20 protein-coding genes are annotated in these 20,508 nt (G+C 68.9%); 2 read left to right on the forward strand and 18 right to left on the reverse strand.

Translation table 11 applies throughout. The annotated features are described in order from the left end of the window. Window positions 1-17: 17 nt before the first annotated feature. The 18 genes from hypE to ACLIJ1_RS15930 are packed head-to-tail and all read right to left on the reverse strand — an operon-like array spanning window position 18 to window position 14,006. Window positions 18-1,130, reverse strand: coding sequence for a hydrogenase expression/formation protein HypE (hypE, locus tag ACLIJ1_RS15845; protein ID WP_411366504.1), 1,113 nt, complete (start codon window positions 1,128-1,130; stop codon window positions 18-20). After that, complete coding sequence (hypD, locus tag ACLIJ1_RS15850) at window positions 1,127-2,287, reverse strand: hydrogenase formation protein HypD (RefSeq protein ID WP_411366505.1); 1,161 nt, start codon at window positions 2,285-2,287, stop codon at window positions 1,127-1,129. The genes hypE and hypD overlap by 4 nt, the downstream gene beginning before the upstream one ends. After that, window positions 2,284-2,520, reverse strand: coding sequence for a HypC/HybG/HupF family hydrogenase formation chaperone (locus ACLIJ1_RS15855; RefSeq protein WP_411366506.1), 237 nt, complete (start codon window positions 2,518-2,520; stop codon window positions 2,284-2,286). Before ACLIJ1_RS15855 ends, hypD begins: the two co-directional genes overlap by 4 nt. Then, window positions 2,511-3,647 carry a carbamoyltransferase HypF gene (locus ACLIJ1_RS15860; RefSeq protein ID WP_411366507.1) on the reverse strand — a complete coding sequence of 379 codons (1,137 nt, stop codon included), beginning with the start codon at window positions 3,645-3,647 and terminating at the stop codon, window positions 2,511-2,513. The genes ACLIJ1_RS15855 and ACLIJ1_RS15860 overlap by 10 nt, the downstream gene beginning before the upstream one ends. Before the next feature lie 13 nt (window positions 3,648-3,660). Next, window positions 3,661-4,668, reverse strand: coding sequence for a hydrogenase nickel incorporation protein HypB (gene hypB / locus ACLIJ1_RS15865; protein ID WP_411366508.1), 1,008 nt, complete (start codon window positions 4,666-4,668; stop codon window positions 3,661-3,663). A gap of 23 nt (window positions 4,669-4,691) precedes the next feature. Continuing rightward, window positions 4,692-5,039, reverse strand: a complete 348-nt coding sequence (locus tag ACLIJ1_RS15870; protein ID WP_411366509.1) for a hydrogenase maturation nickel metallochaperone HypA — start codon at window positions 5,037-5,039, stop codon at window positions 4,692-4,694. Then, window positions 5,032-6,171, reverse strand: a complete 1,140-nt coding sequence (locus tag ACLIJ1_RS15875) for a hypothetical protein (protein ID WP_411366510.1) — start codon at window positions 6,169-6,171, stop codon at window positions 5,032-5,034. The genes ACLIJ1_RS15870 and ACLIJ1_RS15875 overlap by 8 nt, the downstream gene beginning before the upstream one ends. After that, complete coding sequence (hybE, locus tag ACLIJ1_RS15880; protein ID WP_411366511.1) at window positions 6,171-6,680, reverse strand: [NiFe]-hydrogenase assembly chaperone HybE; 510 nt, start codon at window positions 6,678-6,680, stop codon at window positions 6,171-6,173. Before hybE ends, ACLIJ1_RS15875 begins: the two co-directional genes overlap by 1 nt. A gap of 1 nt (window position 6,681) precedes the next feature. Continuing rightward, window positions 6,682-6,915, reverse strand: coding sequence for a rubredoxin (locus tag ACLIJ1_RS15885; protein WP_411366512.1), 234 nt, complete (start codon window positions 6,913-6,915; stop codon window positions 6,682-6,684). Beyond that, window positions 6,912-7,775, reverse strand: coding sequence for a hydrogenase expression/formation protein (locus tag ACLIJ1_RS15890; RefSeq protein WP_411366513.1), 864 nt, complete (start codon window positions 7,773-7,775; stop codon window positions 6,912-6,914). Before ACLIJ1_RS15890 ends, ACLIJ1_RS15885 begins: the two co-directional genes overlap by 4 nt. A 45-nt stretch (window positions 7,776-7,820) precedes the next feature. Further along, window positions 7,821-8,276 (reverse strand): hydrogenase, encoded by a 456-nt coding sequence (locus ACLIJ1_RS15895; RefSeq protein ID WP_411366514.1) that lies wholly within the window; start codon window positions 8,274-8,276, stop codon window positions 7,821-7,823. Between the two features lie 16 nt (window positions 8,277-8,292). Beyond that, window positions 8,293-8,595, reverse strand: a complete 303-nt coding sequence (locus tag ACLIJ1_RS15900) for a HypC/HybG/HupF family hydrogenase formation chaperone (protein WP_411366515.1) — start codon at window positions 8,593-8,595, stop codon at window positions 8,293-8,295. A 1-nt stretch (window position 8,596) separates the two neighbouring features. Next, complete coding sequence (locus ACLIJ1_RS15905) at window positions 8,597-9,262, reverse strand: HyaD/HybD family hydrogenase maturation endopeptidase (protein ID WP_411366516.1); 666 nt, start codon at window positions 9,260-9,262, stop codon at window positions 8,597-8,599. 21 nt (window positions 9,263-9,283) lie between these two features. Further along, window positions 9,284-9,619 (reverse strand): HigA family addiction module antitoxin, encoded by a 336-nt coding sequence (locus ACLIJ1_RS15910; RefSeq protein WP_411366517.1) that lies wholly within the window; start codon window positions 9,617-9,619, stop codon window positions 9,284-9,286. A gap of 4 nt (window positions 9,620-9,623) precedes the next feature. Beyond that, a complete protein-coding gene (cybH, locus tag ACLIJ1_RS15915) occupies window positions 9,624-10,370 on the reverse strand; it encodes a Ni/Fe-hydrogenase, b-type cytochrome subunit (protein ID WP_411366518.1) in 747 nt (248 codons plus the stop codon). 28 nt (window positions 10,371-10,398) lie between these two features. Continuing rightward, window positions 10,399-11,001, reverse strand: coding sequence for a HupE/UreJ family protein (locus ACLIJ1_RS15920; RefSeq protein ID WP_411366519.1), 603 nt, complete (start codon window positions 10,999-11,001; stop codon window positions 10,399-10,401). Between the two features lie 32 nt (window positions 11,002-11,033). Then, window positions 11,034-12,893, reverse strand: coding sequence for a nickel-dependent hydrogenase large subunit (locus ACLIJ1_RS15925; RefSeq protein WP_411366520.1), 1,860 nt, complete (start codon window positions 12,891-12,893; stop codon window positions 11,034-11,036). An 18-nt stretch (window positions 12,894-12,911) separates the two neighbouring features. Next, window positions 12,912-14,006, reverse strand: coding sequence for a hydrogenase small subunit (locus tag ACLIJ1_RS15930; RefSeq protein WP_411366521.1), 1,095 nt, complete (start codon window positions 14,004-14,006; stop codon window positions 12,912-12,914). A 517-nt stretch (window positions 14,007-14,523) separates the two neighbouring features. Here ACLIJ1_RS15930 and ACLIJ1_RS15935 point away from each other — a divergent pair. After that, a complete protein-coding gene (locus tag ACLIJ1_RS15935; protein WP_411366522.1) occupies window positions 14,524-20,025 on the forward strand; it encodes a tetratricopeptide repeat protein in 5,502 nt (1,833 codons plus the stop codon). A 106-nt stretch (window positions 20,026-20,131) separates the two neighbouring features. Beyond that, window positions 20,132-20,434, forward strand: a complete 303-nt coding sequence (locus tag ACLIJ1_RS15940) for a hypothetical protein (RefSeq protein WP_411366523.1) — start codon at window positions 20,132-20,134, stop codon at window positions 20,432-20,434. Window positions 20,435-20,508 lie beyond the last annotated feature (74 nt).

The following is a 20,508-nucleotide window of genomic DNA, read 5'->3' on the forward strand; positions in this document are numbered from 1 at the left end:
GTGGTTTCAGCAGAGATTCAGCAGATGCGCGGCAGCTGTTCGCCGCTGAGCCAGTCTACGACACGGCGTCCACCGAACCGCGTATCCATCTGCACAAATTGGTGCGGGTCGGTGGTGACCTCGCCGATGCGCGCCGCGTCCTCTCCCAAAGGGTGGGCGCGCAAAGCGGCCAGCGCGGCCTCGGCCGCTTCGGGCGCGACGATGGCGATCAGTTTGCCCTCGTTGGCCACGTACAGCGGATCCAGCCCCAGCAGCTCGCAGGCCGCGTCAACCTGTGGTTTGACCGGGATCGCTGCTTCCTGCAACCGCATGCCGACGCCGGACTGGCGGGCAATCTCGTTGAGCGTGGTCGCCAGACCGCCACGCGTCGGATCGCGCAGCACGCGCACGGCGCCAGGGACCGCCGCCATCAGGTCGGTGACCATCGTGTGCAGCGCCGCGGTGTCACTTTCAATCGTGGTCTCGAAGGCCAGCGACTCGCGCTTGGAGAGCACGGCCACGCCATGGTCGCCGATGGTGCCGGACAGCAGGATCACGTCGCCCACGCGGGCATTCCTGCCGCTGACCGAGACGCCCGGCGGCAGCATGCCCACGCCGGTGGTGCTGATGAACACACCGTCGCCCTTGCCCTGCTCCACCACCTTGGTGTCGCCGGTCACGACCGGCACGCCGGCCTCGCGAGCGGCGGCGCCCATCGATTGCACGATGCGCTGCAGGTCGGCCAGCGGGTAGCCCTCTTCGATGATGAAACTGGCGCTCAGGTACAGCGGCTGGGCGCCCATCATTGCCACGTCATTGACCGTACCGTGCACCGCGAGGCAGCCCAGGTCGCCGCCGGGAAAGAAGATCGGCGAGACCACATGGCCGTCGGTCGCCATCACCAGCTGGCCGGCACCGGCCGCGAAGGCCGGCAACGGCAGCGCGGCGCCGTCGTCGCCCTGTCGCAGGAAGGGGTTGTCCAGGGCGGGCAGGAACAGCTCCTCGATCAGCTGGGCCGCTGCCTTGCCGCCGGCGCCATGGCCCATGTCGATGCGGCCGTGTTTGATGTCCAGCGGGCGGGTATAGGTCTTCTTCACGGTGCTGACCTTCGCGGGCGGATTCGTGGGCGGGTTGTCGTGATCGACTCTCATGCCTGCGCCTCCTCATGCTCCGACGACGCGGCCACGACCGGAATGTCGCGGAAGCGCCCGTAGGTGTAGTGGGCGGCGCAGGCGCCTTCGCTGGACACCATGCAGGAACCGATGGGGTTTTCGGGCGTGCAGACGGTGCCGAAGATCTTGCAGTCGCGCGGCTCCTTGACGCCGCGCAGGATGGCGCCGCATTCGCAGGCTTTGTTGTCGGGCACGCTGCGGTAGCCCAGGCCGAAGCGATGCTCGGCGTCGAAGGCGTGGTATTTCTCGCGAATCTGCAGCGCCGAGTGGGGCATGGTGCCCAGGCCGCGCCACTCGAAGGCCTCTCGCAGTTCGAACACGTCGTCCATCACCGCCTGCGCGTTGAGGTTGCCCTGTGGCGTGACGGCGCGGGTGAATTCGTTCTCGACCTCGGTGCGACCCTCGTTGACCTGGCGCACCAGCATCAGGATCGCTTGCAGCACGTCCAGCGGCTCGAAGCCGGCGATGACCACGGGCTTTTTGTATTCCTGCGCGAACTTCGCGTAGGGGTCGGAACCGATGACGACGCTGACGTGGGCCGGACCGACAAAGCCTTCGATCTCCGCTGTCTCGTGCGCCTCGGCGCCGTCGAGGATGGCGCGGATCGCGGGCGGCGTCAGCACGTGGCTGCACATGACGCTGAAGTTGTTCAGGCCTTCGCGCGCCGCGTCGCGGATCACCAGGGCGGTCGGTGGCGTGGTGGTCTCGAAACCGATGGCGAAGAACACCACCTGTTTGCCCGGGTTGTCGCGCGCCAGCTGCAGTGCGTCGCCGGCCGAATAGACCATGCGGATGTCACCACCACGGGCTTTGGCTTTCGTCAAAGAGAGCCCACCGGAAGCGGGCACCCGCATGGTGTCGCCATAGGTGCAGAGGATCACGTCGTGCTGCAGCGCGAGTTCGATCGCCAGGTCCACACGACCGATGGGCAGCACGCAGACCGGGCAGCCCGGGCCGTGAATCATGCGAACGTTGGGCGGCAGCAACTCCAGCACGCCGTAGCGGCTGATGGCGTGCGTGTGGCCGCCGCAGAACTCCATGAAGCGGTAGGCGTGGTCGGGCTTGACCTCGGCGGCGATGCGTTCGGCAATGTGTTTGGCCAGCGCCCCGTCGCGGAATTCGTCGATGTATTTCATGGCTGGACCTCTGCGGTCTGCGACTGCATTTCGGCAAACATCGCCAGCGTCTTCTGCGCCTCTTCGGGATCGAGCACACCGATGGCGTGGCCCACGTGCACGATCACGTAGTCGCCGACATTCGCCTCGGGCACCAGCGCGATGGAGATGGGCTTGCGGATGCCGCCCAGATCGACCACCGCCTGGTCGTGTTCGCGCTTCTCGACCAGCAGCGCGGGAATGGCTAGGCACATGAGAGAGTCTCCTCAACGGGTGGTTGTTGTGATGGTTCGAGTTGTTGCGCCGCGACCCAGGCCTGACCGAGCGCGAGGCCTGCGTCGCCGCAGCCCTTGGCGCCCGTCTGGCACACGGTCAGTCGTGCGCTGGTGAGCCGCTGTTCGATGCGCTCGCGCAGGATGCGGTTGAAGAAGCAGCCACCGCCCAGGGTGGCGGTGCGGATGCTGCGCGCGTGGGCGGCGGCGATCAGTGCGTCGGCCAGCGCATCGGCCATGGCCAGGTGAAAACCGGCCGCCGCCGCATCGGTCTCGGCCGCATCGAACAGCTGCGCCAGCACCGGCCGCAGGTCGATCACACCATCGGCCGTGACAACGGCACCGGGCAATGCTTCAAGGGTCGGTTGCCAGGTGAGCGCCCGCGCCGCCGCCTGCTCCAGTGCGATGGCCGCCTGCGCTTCGTCGAGCTGGTGGTGACAGAGGCCCAGCGCACCCGCGGCCGCGTCGAACCAGCGACCGGCGCTGCTGGTCAGCGGGCAATTCAGTTTTTTGCCCAGGATCTGGTGCACGCCCGTCGCGACAGCGTCACCCACCTCCGGGCCGAAGCACGGCACGATCTCGTCGCCACGGCCCAGCGCATGCAGCACGCTGGCGGCCATGCGCCAGGGCTCGCGCGCCGCGCGGTCGCCACCGGGCAGGGCCAACGGCCACAGATGACCCACCCGCGCCCATTGCGCGCCGTCGAGCCAGAGCAGTTCGCCGCCCCAGGGAGCACCGTCGCTGCCAAGGCCGACGCCGTCCAGCGCCAGCCCGACGACGGGTTCTTCGATGCCATGTTCCGCGACCACGGCCGCGAGGTGCGCGTGGTGGTGCTGCACGCCGATGGCGGGGACGCCCATCGCATCGGCGGTGGCGATCGCCAGCTGGGTGCTGAAGAAGTCGGGGTGCAGGTCGTGTGCGATGGCCCGCACCGGTGCGCCAGCCTCCTGCGCTTGCTGCAGCAGCGCCTGCACCGATTGCTCCAGCGCCTCGCAGGCGTCCGGATCGCTCAGGTCGCCATGCACCGGCGACCAGTGCGCCTGACCGTGCAGCACCAGGCAGGCCGCATTCTTGAGCCAGGCACCGACGGCGAGCACAGTCGCGCTCATGGTGTCGGTTCCGTCAGGCCGGGGTGTCGGCAGACAGCGCGGCTTTCGCGCGGGCCAGTTCGGCTTCGAGCTGCTTCACGCGTTCGCGCAGGGCCGCTTCTTCGGACACCGGCTCGTCGTGATGGTGGTGGTGCGCGCCCATCGCGTGGTCCAGCCAGTGCAGCCAGGCGTCCATGCCTTCGCCGGTGGTGGCCGAGAGCTGGATGATTTCGATGGTGGGGTTCACGCGGCGCGCCAGCTCGATGCAGCGGGCGACTTCGAACTTCACGTGCGGCAGCAGATCGACCTTGTTGAGGATCATCAGCTGCGAGGCCGCGAACATGTCGGGATACTTCAGCGGCTTGTCTTCGCCCTCGGTCACCGACAGGATCGCCACTTTGGCCGCTTCACCCAGGTCCCACACCGCCGGGCAGACCAGGTTGCCGACGTTCTCGATGAACAGCAGGTCGCGCGACCCGTGATCGTGGTGGTCGCGTGAATGGTCATGCCCATGCCCATGGTCATGGTCGTGGTCGTGGTCGTGGTCGTGGGTGTGCAGCTGCGCGAACGCTTCGGCCACCATGGGCGCGTCGAGGTGGCAGCCCTTGCCGGTGTTGACCTGGATTGCGGGGGCGCCGGTGGCGCGGATGCGGTCGGCGTCGAAACTGGTCTGCTGGTCGCCTTCGATCACCGCGACGTGCAGGCCCGGATCGCGGGCCTTGAGCGCCTCGATGGTCGCGCACAGCAGCGTGGTCTTTCCCGAGCCGGGGCTGGAGACGAAGTTGAGCGCGGTCACGCCGTGCGACTCGAAGTGCGCACGGTTCTGCTGCGCCACGCGGTTGTTGGCGCCGAGGATGTCGCTCTCCAGCTTGATCGCGCGCTCCTGGCTCATGCCCGGCACCGACACGCGGGCCGAGCCGGCGCCGAAATGCAGGTCGCCGTTGGCCGGGTTGACCTTCACCACCCCTGCCTCGCCGGTGTGGGCCTGCACGTGGCGGGCATGGGCCGGGCTGCTGTCACTGCATCCGCAAACGACACACATGTTCTGTCTCCTTCAAAGTCGGTTCAATCATCACTCACCCGCATGTCCACCACACGCAGTTCCAGCCCGCCGGTCGGCTGCAGCTGATAGCCGCCACACGATGGGCAGGCATCGCCGCGCTGGGCGATCGCCACGGTCTGTCCGCAGCCCATGCACCAGGCCTGTCCGGGCGGTTCGTCGATCTGGATCTGCGCACCGTCCAGCAGCGTGCCGGGCGCCAGACTTTCCAGCGCGAAGCGCAGCGCGCGCACATCGACGCCCGCGAGCTGCCCCGCCTCCAGGTGCAGTTCAAGCAGGCGCGAAAAGCCTTCGCGCCGCGCAGTGTCTTCGACCAGTTGCAGCACGCCACCGGCAAGGCTGGCTTCATGCATGGCTCACCTCTTGGGTCTGGTCCTGCGCCGTGTCGATGTGGAACGGCACGCAAGGGTCGAACGCCACCATGAGCAAGGCGAGCTGGCGGTGCAGCAGCGCCTCGGGAAGGCCTGGGTCCAGCGCGGCAATGCGCTGCGCCACAGCGCCCTGCGGGTGGAAATTCCATTCAGTCGGCGCCAGCACGCGGCAGGCCTGAACCATCGCGGTTCCGTCGCTGCCATCGATCGCCACCTGGTGCACCAGCAGGCCGCGGGCCATCTCGACCCAGGCCAGCCCCTGGCCATCGGTCAGGTGCAGGGCACCGTGTGCCAGCCAGCCGGTGCCGTCCTGTGGTGCGGGCAGGCACAGGCGCGCCAGTTCGGCCAGCCGGCAGCCCAGCATGGCCCAAGGCGTCAGCGGCAGGCCGTCGTCGGTCCGGTGCAGGCGCGACCAGGTGCCGGTGTGTGCGCAGGCGCTCTCCCACTGCGGCTGCATCGCGAAACCCGGCGTCCGTGCGAGCGCATCGGCCAGCCGCCGCTGTCCTTCCTGATCGGCATGTGCGCGCATCGCGTGCTTCATGTCCAGCGCCGAACCGGTGTCGGCCTCGCGCGCGGCCCGCACCAGGCTCGGCAGCCAGCCGGTGTGGCGTTGGCTCCAGTCGATCAGCCAGTCGGCGCCACAGGCCTGCCAGGCGCGCAGCAAGGTCGCGGCCGGCATCTGCAGCCATTCGGATTCGAACCAGGCCAGCGATGTCGACCAGTCGTGTTCTGTCGCGGCGCCCGCCGGCCGAAGCAAGGGGCTGATCTGCAACGAGGCCAGCGCGGCCGGCACCGGCGCGCCGGCCAGCAGGCGCGGCCAGTCCAGGCCGATGCGGCGCACATGCTCCTGCGCGGTCTCCAGCCGCAGGCGCTGCGCGACATTGGTCGGGGCAGCCATGACCCCAGGCCTTGCCGCCGAGATGGCGAGCTGCGCGCACAGGCGGTGCGCGTGGCTGCACAGGCTGAACAGGCTGGCCAGCAGTCCGGGCAAGGCGGTGGCCGATTGTCCGCGGGCCAGTCGCGACGCCCAGTCGCGGCGCTCGCTGTGCAGCGCGTCGGGCACCGGTGTGCCGGGTTGCACGCGCAGGCTGCCCGCCATGTCTTCGGCGCGCATCACGGCGTGGCTCCCGGCCCGTTGCGGCGGGCCATGAAGAAGGCGCGCCGCGCGGGCACCGGTTCAGACGCCTTGACCACTTCCTTCGCAAGCTCGGGACGCACCAGCGCGAGCGAAGCGAGCGCGGTTTCCACCGCCTGCGCCTGCGTCGCAAAACCATCCATGGGCGAGAACAGCGCGCAGGTCTCGTGGTAGCCCACCGCGTCATCGTGGGCACCGATGAACTCGAAGCCCTCGCTGCCAAAGTCGCGCACGAACTTGCGCGCCACGCGGTTGCCGTGCGGCTGCAGTGCCAGCGGCAGGCGCACCAGACTCATGAACCAGGGCGTGATCAGCACGCCCTCGGCCACCGGCTCGTGCTCCGGCTCTGGCGCGTCTTCGGGCGTTTCGGCCCGGCGAAACCCCACCGCCTCGACCGACAGCGCCAGGTTGAGGATCGGAACGCCCTGCATGCGCTCGGTCTGCACGCGGCGGTAGAAGTCGACCAGGGCAGCGACGCGCTGTTCCATCTCAGTCATCCGTCAACAGCAGGAATTGCTCGGCATCGCAATCGCAGTTCGGGCACCGCCAGTGCGCCGGCAACTCGGCGAACGGCGTGCCCGCCGGAATCTGCCACTGCGGGTCGCCCAGCGCCGGGTCGTAGACCCACCAGCAGATCTTGCACTCCAGGCGCGAGCCAGGCTTGAGCGCTGCCCGGTTGCCCAGGTAGCTGCCCTCAAAACCCTCGAACCCGTTGGAACTCATGCCTGCTCCAGGTAACCCAGCACGTCGTTCAGGCGCTCGTGCGAATCGCGCAGGTCTTCCGGCGCGGCCATCGCGACTTCGGGCATGTCGACCACCTCGACCGTGTTGAGGATCACTGTGTCCATCGAGTTGTAGTACACCACGCGCCAGCAGTTGGGTAGCAGGGTGTTGGAGATGCGGCAATTGCCGTAGCCGCGCGAGAGCAGCAGCACGCGGCCGGTGCCCAGCTGGTGGTCCAGGAATCCGATGTCTTCCGGCGTGACCGGCAGCAGGGTCAGGTTGATGACGTGTGGCGCCTGGCCCGCTTGCCAGCGCGCGATCTGGTCGCGCACCTCTTCGACCAGCAGCGGCGCGTTCTGCACATTCGGCGGCAGAGGACCGCGCCATGGCTTGTAGATGCTCTCGGCGTCTTCTTCGGCCACGGTGCGCAGCAGCGCAGGGATCGGACCGACCTCGATCACGTCGTCGATCAGCGCGCCGTCCCGGATGGTCATCAGGCGCCAGACGCCGGCAAACACCGACTCCTGCACGCGCACTTCCAGGTTCGCGCCTTCATCGCGCACGATGGCGCTGGCTTCGCCCTCGCCCATCACCTGGTTGATCAGCTGCAGGTCTTCTTCGTCCAGCCCACGCAGGCTGACCTGGCCACCAGGCTGCCGGTCGGCGGCCAGGTCCAGCAGCGCCAGCACCTTGCACAGCGCATCGCGCGCCGCGGCGCGACCGGCAATCTCCTCGGGCTCGGGCAGCATGGGCGCACGGTAGGTGTCCATGTCCTTGGGCATGGGCAGGTAGTCGAGGGTTTCCTCTTCGGTCTGCGAGCCGGGACCGAGGGCGACGACGGGAATCGGGAAGGCTTTCATGGGGAGTTCCTTGAGGGGTCTGTGCGGGCGGTGCGGCGGTTGCGTTCAGTGGCAGGCGCTGTCGCTGCCGGCGCCCTGGCTGACGACGGGGATGCCGATGGTGGGCGGACGCGAGGGCGGCATGGCCAGCGCGGCGGCGACGCCATTGAGATAGATGTCCCAGTCCTGCATGCCGGCGATGGCGGTCACGTACTGGCCGTCGCGGAAGAACAGGAGCGTGGGCCAGCGCTGCGAGCCGTAGCGCTTGGCCACCGCGTCTTCGCTGTCGCGCGGCACCACTGCAACGCTGAAGCGATTCGGAAAGGCCTTCATCAGTTCGGGCAGCACGGCCGCCACGTCCACGCCTTCGGGAAAACGCACCGGGTCACCGGCCAGCAGCACGACGCGGTCGCCGCCGCCGGCCGTCCAGTCGGCGACGGTCTGCTCGTCGACCCAGGTGGCGCCGAACTCGCGGGCCAGTCGCTGGATCAGGGGGGCGTGGGCTTCTTCGATGTCGATCATGGTGTCTCCAGTTGAATCATTGGCCGGTCAGGGCACGCAGTTGTTCGGGGCTCATCTGCGAAGGCAGGGCGAAATCCACGTCGTCCGGCAGGGCGGTGCCCTGCATGGCGCCGAGCACCAGGTCGAGTGCGGCGTTGACTTCGAGCGCACGCTCCGCATCGATCTGTTCGCGGGCGTCGTCGAGGAACACCAGCAGCCAGTCGCCCACCGACACCTGGCCCACCAGGGCGGTGCCGACGCGCCGGCGCTCATCACGGCCTTCGCACAGTGCGAAGCGACCGTCGGTCTCGACCACCTGCATGGGAATGCCGATGCACATGTCAGAGTTCCTTCGGCAGGAAGCGGTCGTCGCCGATCCGGCAGGCCTCTTCGGCCGCGGGACGCTGCGCTTCGTAGGCGGTCAGCGCCAGCTCGTCGAGCGTCACGGCCTCGCGCGGCGCCAGCGGCGACTTGCGTTCCCGCGGCTGTGCACCCCAGCGCTCCAGTTCGGCCACACCGAGGGTGATCGCCTCTTCCATCGCGGCTTTGACGACCGGCCGCAGGCTGCCGCCGTAGTCTTCGAGCTCCTGCGGCTGGCAGCCCACCAGCAGCACGCGCTGCGGGTACTTCTCGGTCAGCTGCGCCAGCGAGAGCACTTCCTGGAAGCCGGTCTGGTGCAGGCTCATCTTCTTGGCGCCCATGAAGCGCGGCACGGCGTCGTCGCGCACCTGCTTGAGCGTGCCGGGTTCGAGGCCGTAATCGATCGCGTCGAAGATCAGCAGCGCGTCGGCTTCCTGCACGTGCTGGACCAGATAGAGGCCCTGCGTGCCGCCGTCGATCAGCGACACGTGGTCGGCGAATTCGTAGCGGCGCTGAAGCGCCTCGATGCAACGCACGCCGAAGCCCTCGTCGGCCCACAGCAGGTTGCCAATGCCCAGCACGACGATGCGGGCTGGCAGGGTGTCACCAGCCGGGTGACAAGCGGTTTCGGTCGGAGTGGCGCTCATGGCTGGAATCCCGGATGGGCGTCAGTGGGAGGGGGAAGGGGTGGCCGTCGTGTCCCGGGCACACAGACGCTTCCAGGCGTGGAAGCTGTCCCAGGCGGCCTGCTGCGTGAGCCAGAAGCCGGCATCGATGCCGAACTGGCGCGCGCAACGGATGGCGGTGTCGGGCGACATCGCGCGCTGGCCATGCACGAGCTCGTGCAGGCGGCGGCGCGAGAGGCCCAGCAGCCGGGCCGCTTCGCTCTGGTTGAGCGAGAGCGGCGCCAGGCAGGTGCGCGCCAGCAGCCGCCCCGGGTGCATGGGCTCGCGCACCGGCACACCACGGGGAGGGATCGACCAGCTGGCGGCGACCTTTTTCACGGTCTCAGTCCTTGAACGTGCGGCGACCGGAGATCATGGTCGAGACGATGGACTGGCGGCCCATGATGTCCTCACGCAGCGCGGCATAGATGTGCAGCGTGATGAAGATGATCATGGCCCACATGCCCATGTGGTGCCAGGTGTGCACGTCCTGGCTCTGGCCGAACAGCGGGATCACCCAGCCGAACAGCTTGTCCTGCCACGAGCCAACGCCGGCGCCTTCGCTGTAGAGCGCGAAGCCGGTGAAGATCATGAACAGCATCAGGACCAGGAAGCCCGAGAACATCGCGAGACGGGCCAGCGGGTTGTGGCCCACGTAGCGGCCCGGCCGCGGGATCAGGAAGGCGTACCACTTGAACATGATCAGCACTTCGCCCCAGTAGGCCTTCTGGAACAGCGGCACCCAGAACAGCTCGCGCGCGTGGTGATTGCCCACGATCGCCCAGTAGGCTCGGCCCAGCAGGCCGATGGCCAGGATGTAGCCGGCCGTGAAATGGGCGAAGCGGATGTAGCCCATCAGGTAGTTCGCGCTGGCTTCGCCGGGCATCGTCGGCAGCGGGCTGCCGATGAAATAGCCGGAGAGGCACAGCACGGTGATGGCCGCCACGTTGATCCAGTGCCAGACGCGCACGGGCGCTTCGTAGACGTAGACCGACTTGGTGCTCTGGCCGTGCGAGACAGCGCTTTCGTCGATGCCGGTGACATCGGCCAGACGCTGCTGGGCCAGTTCTTGTGCAGACAGGGAGGACATGGTGATCTCCTGTGCGAGGGTGGGGCCGTCAGGCGGCCAGCTGGCCGAACAGGTACAGACCGGCGCCACCCAGCAGCGCGCCCAGGCCGCCCAGGGCGACACCGCTGCGCCCGGCCAGCCAGCGGCGGATCGCCAGGCCGGCGCCCACGCCACTGACGTGCATCAGCGCGGTGGTGGCCAGGAAGCCGATCGCGTAGCCGGCAAAGCCGGAGGCCGGCGTTTCCGCGCCGTGGGCCAGGCCGTGCAGCGAGGCGGCCGCGGCCACCAGACCCAGCCCGAGCGATGCCGGCATCGGGCGGCGGGCCAGCACCAGCATGGCGCCGAACAGCATCACCGACAGCGCCACGCCGTGTTCCAGGAACGGCAGCGTCACGCCGGCGGCGCCCAGCGCAGCGCTGGCCACCAGAGCGGCCAGGAAGGCCGCCGGGCCTTGCCAGGTCTTGCCTTGCGGCAGGGCCGTGACCGACCAGACGCCGACGGCCACCATGGCCAGCAGGTGGTCCAGACCGAACGGATGGGCCAGGCCCTCCATCAGGCTGGTCGCACCGTGGCCCGGGTGGGCCTGCGCGGCGCCGGCCAGACTGGCCAGCAGCGCAGCCGCGGCGACGCGACGGATGTTTTTCTCTTGCATGTGTTTCTCCTCGTCCGTTGTGGGGTGGGGCTTTAGCGCACGGTGACGCGGGCCATTTCCTGACCCTCTTCGCTCATCACGTGGGTGGAGCAGGCCAGGCAGGGGTCGAAGCTGTGCAGGGTGCGCAGGATTTCCAGCGGCTGCTCAGGATTGACCATCGGGGTGTTCATCAGCGAAGCCTCGAAGGCACCGATCTGGCCCTTGGCGTCGCGCGGCGAACCGTTCCAGGTCGTGGGCACCACGCACTGGTAGTTCTCAATCTTGCCGTCCTTGATCTTGATCCAGTGGCCCAGCATGCCGCGCGGTGCGGCCACCGTGCCCACGCCCTTGGCTTCCTTGGGCCAGGTGGCGGGATCCCACTTCTCGGTGTTGGCGGTCGAGGTGTCGCCGGCCTTGATGTTGGCGACCAGCTGCTTGAAGTCGTCCATCATCATTTCGGCGGCGTACTGGCTTTCCAGGGCGCGGGCGAGCGTGCGGCCGATGGTCGAAGGCAGCATCTGCTTGAGCGTGTAGTTGGTCTCGGGCAGGCCCAGCGCCTTGGGAATGGCGCTGTTGATGGCCACGGCCGAGCTCTCCAGCTGCTCCTTGACGCGCTGGCAGTACTTGTTGCCCTTGAGCGCGTGGGCATAGCCCAGGATGTAGCGCGAGAGGGGACCGACCTCGACCGCGTGGCCGCGCCAGCGGGGCGACTTGATCCAGGAGTACTTGGCCGACTCGTCGAGCTGCTCGATGTTGGTCCGCGTGCCCTTGAAGTTCGGGCCTTCGGGCTTGTAGTTCGGCTCGGTGATGCCGTCCCAGGGGTGCAGGCCCTTGGCGTCGTTGCCGTAGGTGTACCAGCTGTGGGTCACGAACTCCTGCACCTGCTCGGGGTCGCGCGGGTCGATCGGCTCGATCTTGTCCCAGTTGCCGCCGAGGATGACGCCGCCAGGCAGCTGCTGGGTGCTGTGGTCGTAGGGCACCTTCTCGTAGGTGCCGTAGTCGGCCACGTTGGTGGCCGACAGGCCGCCGCCGTAGAGCCAGCCAGCCTGCTTGTAGATGGTGCCGATGGCCAGCACGTCCGGGATGTAGACGTTGTTGTTGAACTCGATCATCTCCTTGATGCGGGCTTCGACGAAGTTCAGGCGCTCCATGTTGATGGGCGCTCCGGCGGCGCCGACGCCGTCGAGGTTGATCGCGCAGGGCACGCCGCCGACCATGTAGTTCGGGTGCGGGTTCTTGCCACCGAAGATGGTGTGCACCTTGACCCATTCCTTCTGCAGGTCCAGCGCTTCCAGGTAGTGGGTCACGGCCATCAGGTTGGCCTCGGGCGGCAGCACATAGGCCTTGGAGCCCCAGTAACCGTTGGAGAACGGGCCCAGCTGGCCGGACTCGACGAACTTCTTGAGACGGTTCTGCACGTCGCGGAAGTAGCCGGGGCTCGAGAGCGGGTGGGATGGCGAGACCATCTGTTGCAGCTCGGAGGTCTTCTTCGGGTCGGCCTTGAGGGCAGACACCACGTCGACCCAGTCGAGCGCATGCAGGTGGTAGAAGTGCACCGCATGGTCGTGAACCTGCAGCGTCTTGGCCATCATCTCGCGGATCAGGTGGGCGTTCAGCGGGATCTTGATGCCCAGGGCATCTTCCACCGCACGCACCGAGGTCAGTGCGTGGCAACCCGTGCAGACGCCGCAGATGCGCTCCACGAAGGCCCAGGCGTCGCGCGGATCGCGGCCCTTGAGGATCACTTCGAGACCGCGCCACATCGTGCCGGTCGAGACCGCGTTGCGGATCACGTTGTTGCTGTCGAGGTTGACCTCGCAGCGCATGTGGCCCTCGATGCGGCACACCGGATCGACCACCACTCGGCGGCCGGAGTTGTCGAGCTTGAAGCCCTGTGTTTCGTAAGCACCCATGGTCTTGTCCTTCTAGCTTCAGGCGTTGTGAGAGGTGCCGGCTTTGGCTTTGTCGCGCGAGGTGTCGCGCACACGCTTGGCCACCGAGATGGCGGCGTGGGCGGCGACGGCGGCACCCACCACACCGGCGGCCTTGCCACCGATCTGGTCAGCGTTGCCTTCGATGCCGAACTGGTGGATCGTGGTCAGGCGGTCGTAGAACGAGCCCTTGTCCCAGAAGCCGTCTTCCGAGCAGCCGATGCAGCCGTGGCCGGCCTTGATCGGGAAGCTGGTGCCCTCGTTCCACATGACGGTCGAGCAGGCGTTGTAGGTGGTCGGGCCCTTGCAGCCGACCTTGTAGAGGCAGTAGCCCTTGCGCGCGGACTCGTCGTCCCAGGCTTCGACGAACTGGCCGGCGTCGAAGTGCGGACGGCGGTAGCACTTGTCGTGGATGCGCTGGCTGTAGAACATCTTCGGGCGGCCCTGGCGGTCCAGCTCGGGGATCTTGTCGAAGGTCAGCATGTAGGTGATCACGCCGGTCATCACTTCGGGGATCGGCGGGCAGCCGGGCACCTTGATGATGGGCTTGTCGGTGATGACCTTGTGGATCGGGGTGGCCTGGGTCGGGTTGGGCTTGGCGGCCTGCACGCAGCCCCAGGAAGCACAGGAACCCCAGGCGATGATGGCCTTGGCGTCTTTCGCCACGTGCTTGAGCTTGTCCAGGAAGGGTTTGCCGCCCTGGATACAGAACATGCCGTCTTCGTTGAGCGGCGGATTGCCTTCGACGGCGAGGATGTACTGACCCTTGTACTTGGTCATGATCTCTTCAAGGATCGCCTCGGCCTGGTGACCGGCAGCGGCCATCAGGGTGTCGTCGTAGTCCAGCGAGATCATGGAGAGCACCACGTCCTTGGCCAGCGGGTGGGCCGAGCGGATGAAGGATTCGGTGCAGCAGGTGCATTCCAGACCGTGCAGCCAGAGCACCGGGGTGCGCGGCTTGTTTTCCATCGCGTGCGCAATCTGCGGCACAAAGGAGGGTGCCAGCCCCAGCGAGGTGGCAGTGAGCGAGCAGTACTTCATGAAACTGCGGCGCGAGATGCCTTTGCGGCGCATGACCTCGTAGAAGGTTTCCATCTTGTGGTGTCTCCGTTGGACTGGGGTGGGGCGGATCCGGGGCCCGCCGGACAGGCAGGTGTTTGACCGTTTGCAATACGCGGGCCACCGCAGGAGCACCAAGGGAAACTACCAAGACACCGTTACAAGTCCCTGTCAGGTAACAGTTTTTTTCAAGGCAGCGTCACCACCCGCGGCCATCCCCCGATGGGAGTACCAGATGACCTTCCGTTTTTCAGAACAAAGTGGAAGTTATTCTTTCACCACAAAAACAGCTCCGTCCCGGCCGTCAGGGCAAAAAAAAAGCCGACCCGCAGGGGTCGGCTGATGATTCGGTGCATCTCTTGGGACGCTGAGAGATTGTTCTGATAGGACTGGGTTGTCTCCTCGGTCCCCCGCGGTCGCGGCGTCAGGCGCCGTTTGCGAGTGACAGGAATGTAACGGCCCGCACCAGACTTGGGCATCGGTGCTTTCCCTTGGATGGGGCGCCCCTGCGGGGCCGGCGGGCGGTTCGCCGACAATCCCAGCTCCTGTGCCCATGAACGACGACCCAACCTCCCGTGCCGCCCCGCCGGTCCGTGTCATCACCGGACAGGTCCGTCCGCCCGTGCGCCGGCAGGTGGCGCAGGATGGGCCGGTGATTTCGGCCGCCCAGGGCACGTTCAATGGCCGGATCTCCCTGCCATCGAGCTTCGCCAGCCGCCTGGCCCGGGCCGATGCCCTGCTCGACGCGCGCGACTTCGTGGCCGCCGAACAGGCACTGGACGCCCTGGCGGCCGAGGACCCGGCGTCGGTCGAGCTGCGGCACGTGCGCGGCAAGCTGCTGTTCCACCGCCAGCAGTGGAAAGAGGCCGAGGCGCTGTGGGACGAGCTGCGGCGCCTGCGGCCCGACGATGCCGACATCGCCCACGGCCACGCGGCCACGCTGGCGCGGCTGCGGCGCTTCCGCCAGGCGCGCGAAGCCCTGACCGCGGTGGTGGAGCGCTGGCCGGACTACCTGCTGGCGCGCCTGAACCTGGCCGGCATGCTGCGCCAGGAGTTCCGCCGCCCGCGCGAGGCGCTGGCGGTGCTCGAACCGGCCCTGGAACGGCACGGCGGCAACGCCACGCTGCATTTCAATATGGGGCGCGCGCGCCAGGACCTGCTGGACACCGCGGGCGCGATGGTCTCATACCAGAAGGCGATCGACCTCGACCCGGGCCACATCAAGGCCTTCAGCGCCTACCCGTTCTGCACCCACTACCTGCCGCGGCCCGACCTGGACGCGCTGCGCGCCTGGACCGAGTCGCACGCCAGGAGGCTCAAGCGCCCGCCCGCCCCGGCCCACCCGGCCACGCACACGCCCGGCGCGCGCCTGCGCGTGGGACTGCTCTCGGGCGACCTGTCCGACCACCCGGTCGCCTACTTTCTGGAATCGGTGCTGACGGCGCTGCAGCGGCGCGGGGTCGAGCTGGTCGCCTACTCGACCGGCGACAAGGCCGACGCCACCACCCAGCGGCTGGCTGCGCTGTTCGCGACCTGGCGCCCGGTCGCGGCCCTGTCCGAGCCCGAACTGGCCCAGCGCATCGCCGACGACCGGCTGGACGTGCTGCTGGATCTCGCGGGTTTCACCAACCACCACCGGCTGGCCACGCTCCTGATGAAACCGGCGCCCGTGCAGCTCTCGTGGCTGGGCTATTTCGGGACCCAGGGCGTGCCCGAGATGGACGGCGTGATCGCCGACCCGCACTGCGTGCCGCCCGACGAACAGCGCTTCTTCACCGAACGCGTGCTCTACCTGCCGCACACCCGCCTGTGCATGAGCCCACCGGTCGGCGCGCCGGAACCGGTGCCCGAGCCGCCGCTGGCGACCGGCACCGGGCTGCGTTTCGCCTGCCTGCAGAACCTCAACAAGATCAATGAGCGGGTGCTGGCCGCCTGGAAACGCATCCTCGACGGCGCGCCCCACGCCACGCTGCGGGTCCAGGGGCGGCAGCTGTCGCAGCCCGACGTGCGCGAAGCCTTCGAGGCCCGGCTGCAGGCCAGCGGCATCCCGCGCTCGCGCATCGAACTGGGCAATCCCAGTAGCCGCGCCGAATACCTCGCGGGCTACGGCGGCGTCGACGTGCTGCTCGACACCTTCCCCTACCCCGGCGGCACCACCACCGCCGAGGCGATCTGGATGGGGGTGCCCACGCTGACCCTGGCCACCCCCGGCATGCTCGGCCGCCAGGGCCAGGCCCTGCTGCACAACGTCGGCCTGGGCGACTGGATCACCCACAGCGACGACGCCTATGTGCAGCGCGCGATCTCGCTGGCCAACGACCGCGAAGGCACCCTGGCCACACTGCGCCGCCTGCGCACCACGCTGCGCGAGACCGCGCGCGTGAGCCCGCTGTTCGACGCCGAGACCTTCGCGCGCGACTTCGAGGCCCTGCTGCGCCGCGCCTGCACCGAAGGCGTGGCCGCCATCGCCGGGCAGATCCCGTCACCCCACCCGCCCGTGCCACGGACCACGGCGACCGCGCCCGGCGACAAGGCCGCGCGCGTCGCGCACTTCAATGCCCTGATGCAGGCCGGCGACCTGGCCGCGGCCGAACCGGTGCTGATGGCGCTGCTGGCGCTGGACCCGGGCGTGCCGCCACTGCGCCAGGCGCTGGCCGCGCTGCGCGCCGGCCAGCGCCGCCACGCCGAGGCCGAAACGCTCTGGCGCACGCTGGTGCAGGAAATGCCCAACGACCCCGGCTGCCTGCACGGCCACGCGCTGTCGCTGCTCGCCCTGCAGCGCCACGGCGAAGCCCGCGCGCTGCTCGAACGGCTGGTCGCCGGCTGGCCCGACTTTCTGGCCGCCCGACTGCCGCTGGCCACGCTGCTGCAGCACCACGCCCACCAGCCCCAGTCCGCGCTGGCCCTGCTGACCCCGGCGCTGCCCGCCCACCCGAACCACGCCCCGCTGCAGTTCGCCATCGGCCGCGCGCGCCACGACCTGCTCGATTCCGAGGGCGCGCTGGCCGCCTGCGAGCGCGCCATCACGCTCGACCCGGCCTCGATCGAGGCCTATTGCACCTACGGCTTCTGCGCGCACCACGTGCCCGCGCCCGACCTCGACGCCCTGCGCCAGTGGCTGCAGGACCATGCGCCCGCGTTGCCGAGGCCGGTCGCGCCGCTGGCCACGCCGCGCGCGGCCAGCGCCGACCGGCCGCTGCGGGTCGGGCTGCTGTCGGGCGATTTCAAGGACCACCCGGTCACCTACTTCCTGGAGTCGGTGCTGGCCGCACTGCCCCGCCAGGGCGTGGAACTGTTCGCCTACGCGACCGGCAGCGACCACGACGCCGCCACCGCCCGCGTGCGTGCCCTGATCGGCCACTGGTGCGACGCCGCGCCTCTGACCGACCTCGCGCTCGCGCGCCGCATCGCCGACGACCGGCTGGACGTGCTGCTGGACCTCGCCGGCTTCACGCAGCACAGCCGGCTGGGCACGCTGCTGATGCGCCCCGCGCCGCTGCAGCTGTCGTGGCTGGGCTACTTCGGCACGCTGGGCGTGCCCGAGATCGACGGCGTGATCACCGACCCGCACTGCGTCCCCGAGGGTGAGCGGCGCTTCTTCAGCGAGCGCGTGATCCCGATGCCACACACCCGGCTGTGCATGAGCCCACCGGTGGATGCGCCCGAGGTCGCACCCGAGCCGCCACTGGCCTCGGGCGATGGCCTGCGTTTTGCCTGCTTCCAGGACCTGCGGAAAATCAACGCCCGCGTGCTCACCGCCTGGAAGCGCATTCTCGACGGCGCGCCACACGCCACCCTGTTGCTGCGCGGCCGCCAGCTGGCCCAGCCCGAGGTGCGCGCGGTGTTCGAGGCGCGGCTCAAAGACAGCGGTATCGACCTCGCGCGCGTCACGCTCGATCGCCCGCGTTCGCGCGCCCGCTTCCTCGCCGGCCACGCCGAGGTCGACGTGCTGCTCGACACCTTCCCCTACCCGGGGGGCACCACCACCGCCGAAGCGATCTGGATGGGTGTGCCCACGCTCACGCTGGCCACACCCGGCATGCTCGGCCGCCAGGGCCAGGCGATGCTGCATCTGGTCGGGCTGGGAGGCTGGATCACCCACAGCGACGACGCCTACGTGCAACGCGCGATCTCGCTGGCCAACGACCGCAACGGCACCCTGGACGCGCTGCGCCATCTGCGGCGCACGCTGCGCCAGACCGCACGCGTGAGCCCGCTGTTCGACGCCGACGGCTTCGCGCGCGACTTCGCCGCGCTGCTGCGGCGCGAGTGCGGCGTCGGCGCGGGCGAGAGCACGGTCGACGGCATCCGTCGCTTCAACCAGCTGGTCGCCGACGGCCAGATGGACGCGGCCGAACAGACGCTGCGCAGCCTGCTGGCGCGCGACCCCAAGGCCGACGGCCTGCGCCAGGCCATGGCCGCCCTGCTCTACCACCGCGAACGCTGGAACGAAGCCGCGCCGCTGATGGCGGAACTGGTGCGCGACCACCCGGACGACGCGACCCAGCAGTACCGGCTGGGCGCCGTGCTGCGCCACCAGGAGAAGTTCGCCGAAGCGCGCACGGTGCTGGAGACGGTGGTGCGGCGCTGGCCCGAACAGCTGCAGCCGCGCCTGACGCTGGCCAAGCTGCTGCAGCGCCCGTTCCAGCTGCCGCGGCAGGCGCTGGCCGTGCTCACGCCCGCACTCAAAGACCACGACACATCGGCGCTGCTGCACAGCGAGATCGCGCTGATGCAGCAGGACCTGCTCGACACCGAAGGCGCGCTGAGCTCTTACCGGCAGGCGATCGCGCGCGACCCGGCGCACATGACCTCGTTCGGCGCCTACGCTTTCTGCAGCCATTACCTGCCAGCGCCCGACCTCGATGCGTTGCGCGCCTGGCAGGCGGTGCACCAGAGCGGCCTGCGCCGCACGAAGCTGACCCGCCCTGCGGCCGCCGCGCGCGCGCCGGGCGAACACCTGCGCGTCGGCCTGGTCTCGGGCGACCTGCGCAACCACCCAGTCGCCTACTTTCTGGAGTCGGTGGTGGTGGCCCTGCACGCCCGCGGCGTGCAGCTCTTCGCCTACTCGGGCGATCCGCGCCACGACGCGGTCAGTCAGCGCCTTCAACAGCACACGCACACCTGGCGCAAAGTGCACGGCCTGAGCGACGCGGCGTTGGCGCAGCGCATCGCGGACGACCGGCTCGACGTGCTGCTGGACCTCTCGGGCTTCACCAGCCACGGCCGCCCGGGCCTGCACCTGATGCGTCCCGCGCCGTTGCAGTTGCAGTGGCTGGGTTACTTCGGCAGCCTCGGACTGCCCGAGGTCGACGGCGTGATCGCCGACCCGCACTGCGTGCCAGAGGGTGAGCAACGTTTCTTCTCCGAGCGCGTGCTGCGCATGCCGCACACCCGGCTGTGTCTGACGGCGCCGGCCGATGCGCCCCTGCCAACCGCAGAGCCGCCGCTGTCCAAAGGCAACGGCCTGCGCTTCGCCTGCCTTCAGGATCTGAACAAGATCAACGTGCGCGTGCTCGCCGCCTGGAAACGCATCCTCGATGGCGCACCGCACGCCACACTGCTGATCCAGGGCCGGCAGCTGTCACAGCCCGAGGTGCGCGCGGTGTTCGAGGCGCGGCTGGACGCCAGCGGCATCGACCGCTCGCGCCTCACGCTGGGCCTGCCGCGTTCGCGCGCCGACTACCTCGCGGGCTATGGCGACATCGACGTGCTGCTCGACACCTTCCCCTACCCCGGTGGCACCACCACCGCCGAGGCGATCTGGATGGGCGTGCCCACGCTGGCCCTGGCGACGCCGGGCATGCTCGGCCGCCAGGGCCAGGCCATGCTGCACCAGGTCGGCCTTGACGCCTGGGTGACCCACAGCGATGACGCGTACGTCGAACGCGCGATCGCACTCGCCAACGACCGCGCCGGCACGCTCGCCACGCTGCGCCATCTGCGGCGCTCGCTGCGCGACACGGCGCGCAGCAGCCCGCTGTTCGACGCCGCGCGGTTCGCGCGCGACTTCGAGGCCCTGTTGCGCCGCGCCTGCACCGAAAACGTGTCGTGACAGGCCGCGCATCCCCCCGCTGGTGCAGGCTGGGCCCGCGGACCCTGCGCAGCAGCGTGGCACGGGAAATGCTGAGTCCTGTGCGTCGTTGGAAAAGAAAGAACCCATGTCGCAAAACGATGCATTCGCCGCGGCCGCGCATCTGCACGTGCTGTTGCGGCGCAAGACCGGCCGCGTGACGGACACGGAATGGATGGTGCACAACGCGGAGTACGCACAGGCCATCGTCGCGTTTGCACGCGAGCGCGCGAGCGAAGACGGTCATGCAGACCTGCTGCCTCTGGCCGACCGGCTCGAGTCGCTGGTGATCCCGGTGCGCAAGGCCGTTCCAGTGTCTGCCCCAGCACCATTGACCGCATCCACATCGGTCGACCTCAGCACCCGCTACATCGGAAGACTGAGGGGGTAGGTCGGCCCCCGCGCTCCGCCGCTACGCGGGTCGCTGCCCCCCGAGGGGGCGCGTTTCGCCTTGGGGCGGCCCGG

Origin of the sequence: Hydrogenophaga sp. RWCD_12, from assembly GCF_046604225.1 — a bacterium.
GTDB lineage: Bacteria > Pseudomonadota > Gammaproteobacteria > Burkholderiales > Burkholderiaceae_C > Hydrogenophaga.

Coding starts and splice junctions, on each gene's coding strand:
- hypE (WP_411366504.1), bottom strand. CDS start 1,130: ATGAGAGTCGATCACGACAACCCGCCCACGAATCCGCCCGCGAAGGTC.
- hypD (WP_411366505.1), bottom strand. CDS start 2,287: ATGAAATACATCGACGAATTCCGCGACGGGGCGCTGGCCAAACACATT.
- ACLIJ1_RS15855 (WP_411366506.1), bottom strand. CDS start 2,520: ATGTGCCTAGCCATTCCCGCGCTGCTGGTCGAGAAGCGCGAACACGAC.
- ACLIJ1_RS15860 (WP_411366507.1), bottom strand. CDS start 3,647: ATGAGCGCGACTGTGCTCGCCGTCGGTGCCTGGCTCAAGAATGCGGCC.
- hypB (WP_411366508.1), bottom strand. CDS start 4,668: ATGTGTGTCGTTTGCGGATGCAGTGACAGCAGCCCGGCCCATGCCCGC.
- ACLIJ1_RS15870 (WP_411366509.1), bottom strand. CDS start 5,039: ATGCATGAAGCCAGCCTTGCCGGTGGCGTGCTGCAACTGGTCGAAGAC.
- ACLIJ1_RS15875 (WP_411366510.1), bottom strand. CDS start 6,171: ATGCGCGCCGAAGACATGGCGGGCAGCCTGCGCGTGCAACCCGGCACA.
- hybE (WP_411366511.1), bottom strand. CDS start 6,680: ATGGAACAGCGCGTCGCTGCCCTGGTCGACTTCTACCGCCGCGTGCAG.
- ACLIJ1_RS15885 (WP_411366512.1), bottom strand. CDS start 6,915: ATGAGTTCCAACGGGTTCGAGGGTTTTGAGGGCAGCTACCTGGGCAAC.
- ACLIJ1_RS15890 (WP_411366513.1), bottom strand. CDS start 7,775: ATGAAAGCCTTCCCGATTCCCGTCGTCGCCCTCGGTCCCGGCTCGCAG.
- ACLIJ1_RS15895 (WP_411366514.1), bottom strand. CDS start 8,276: ATGATCGACATCGAAGAAGCCCACGCCCCCCTGATCCAGCGACTGGCC.
- ACLIJ1_RS15900 (WP_411366515.1), bottom strand. CDS start 8,595: ATGTGCATCGGCATTCCCATGCAGGTGGTCGAGACCGACGGTCGCTTC.
- ACLIJ1_RS15905 (WP_411366516.1), bottom strand. CDS start 9,262: ATGAGCGCCACTCCGACCGAAACCGCTTGTCACCCGGCTGGTGACACC.
- cybH (WP_411366518.1), bottom strand. CDS start 10,370: ATGTCCTCCCTGTCTGCACAAGAACTGGCCCAGCAGCGTCTGGCCGAT.
- ACLIJ1_RS15920 (WP_411366519.1), bottom strand. CDS start 11,001: ATGCAAGAGAAAAACATCCGTCGCGTCGCCGCGGCTGCGCTGCTGGCC.
- ACLIJ1_RS15925 (WP_411366520.1), bottom strand. CDS start 12,893: ATGGGTGCTTACGAAACACAGGGCTTCAAGCTCGACAACTCCGGCCGC.
- ACLIJ1_RS15930 (WP_411366521.1), bottom strand. CDS start 14,006: ATGGAAACCTTCTACGAGGTCATGCGCCGCAAAGGCATCTCGCGCCGC.
- ACLIJ1_RS15935 (WP_411366522.1), top strand. CDS start 14,524: ATGAACGACGACCCAACCTCCCGTGCCGCCCCGCCGGTCCGTGTCATC.
- ACLIJ1_RS15940 (WP_411366523.1), top strand. CDS start 20,132: ATGTCGCAAAACGATGCATTCGCCGCGGCCGCGCATCTGCACGTGCTG.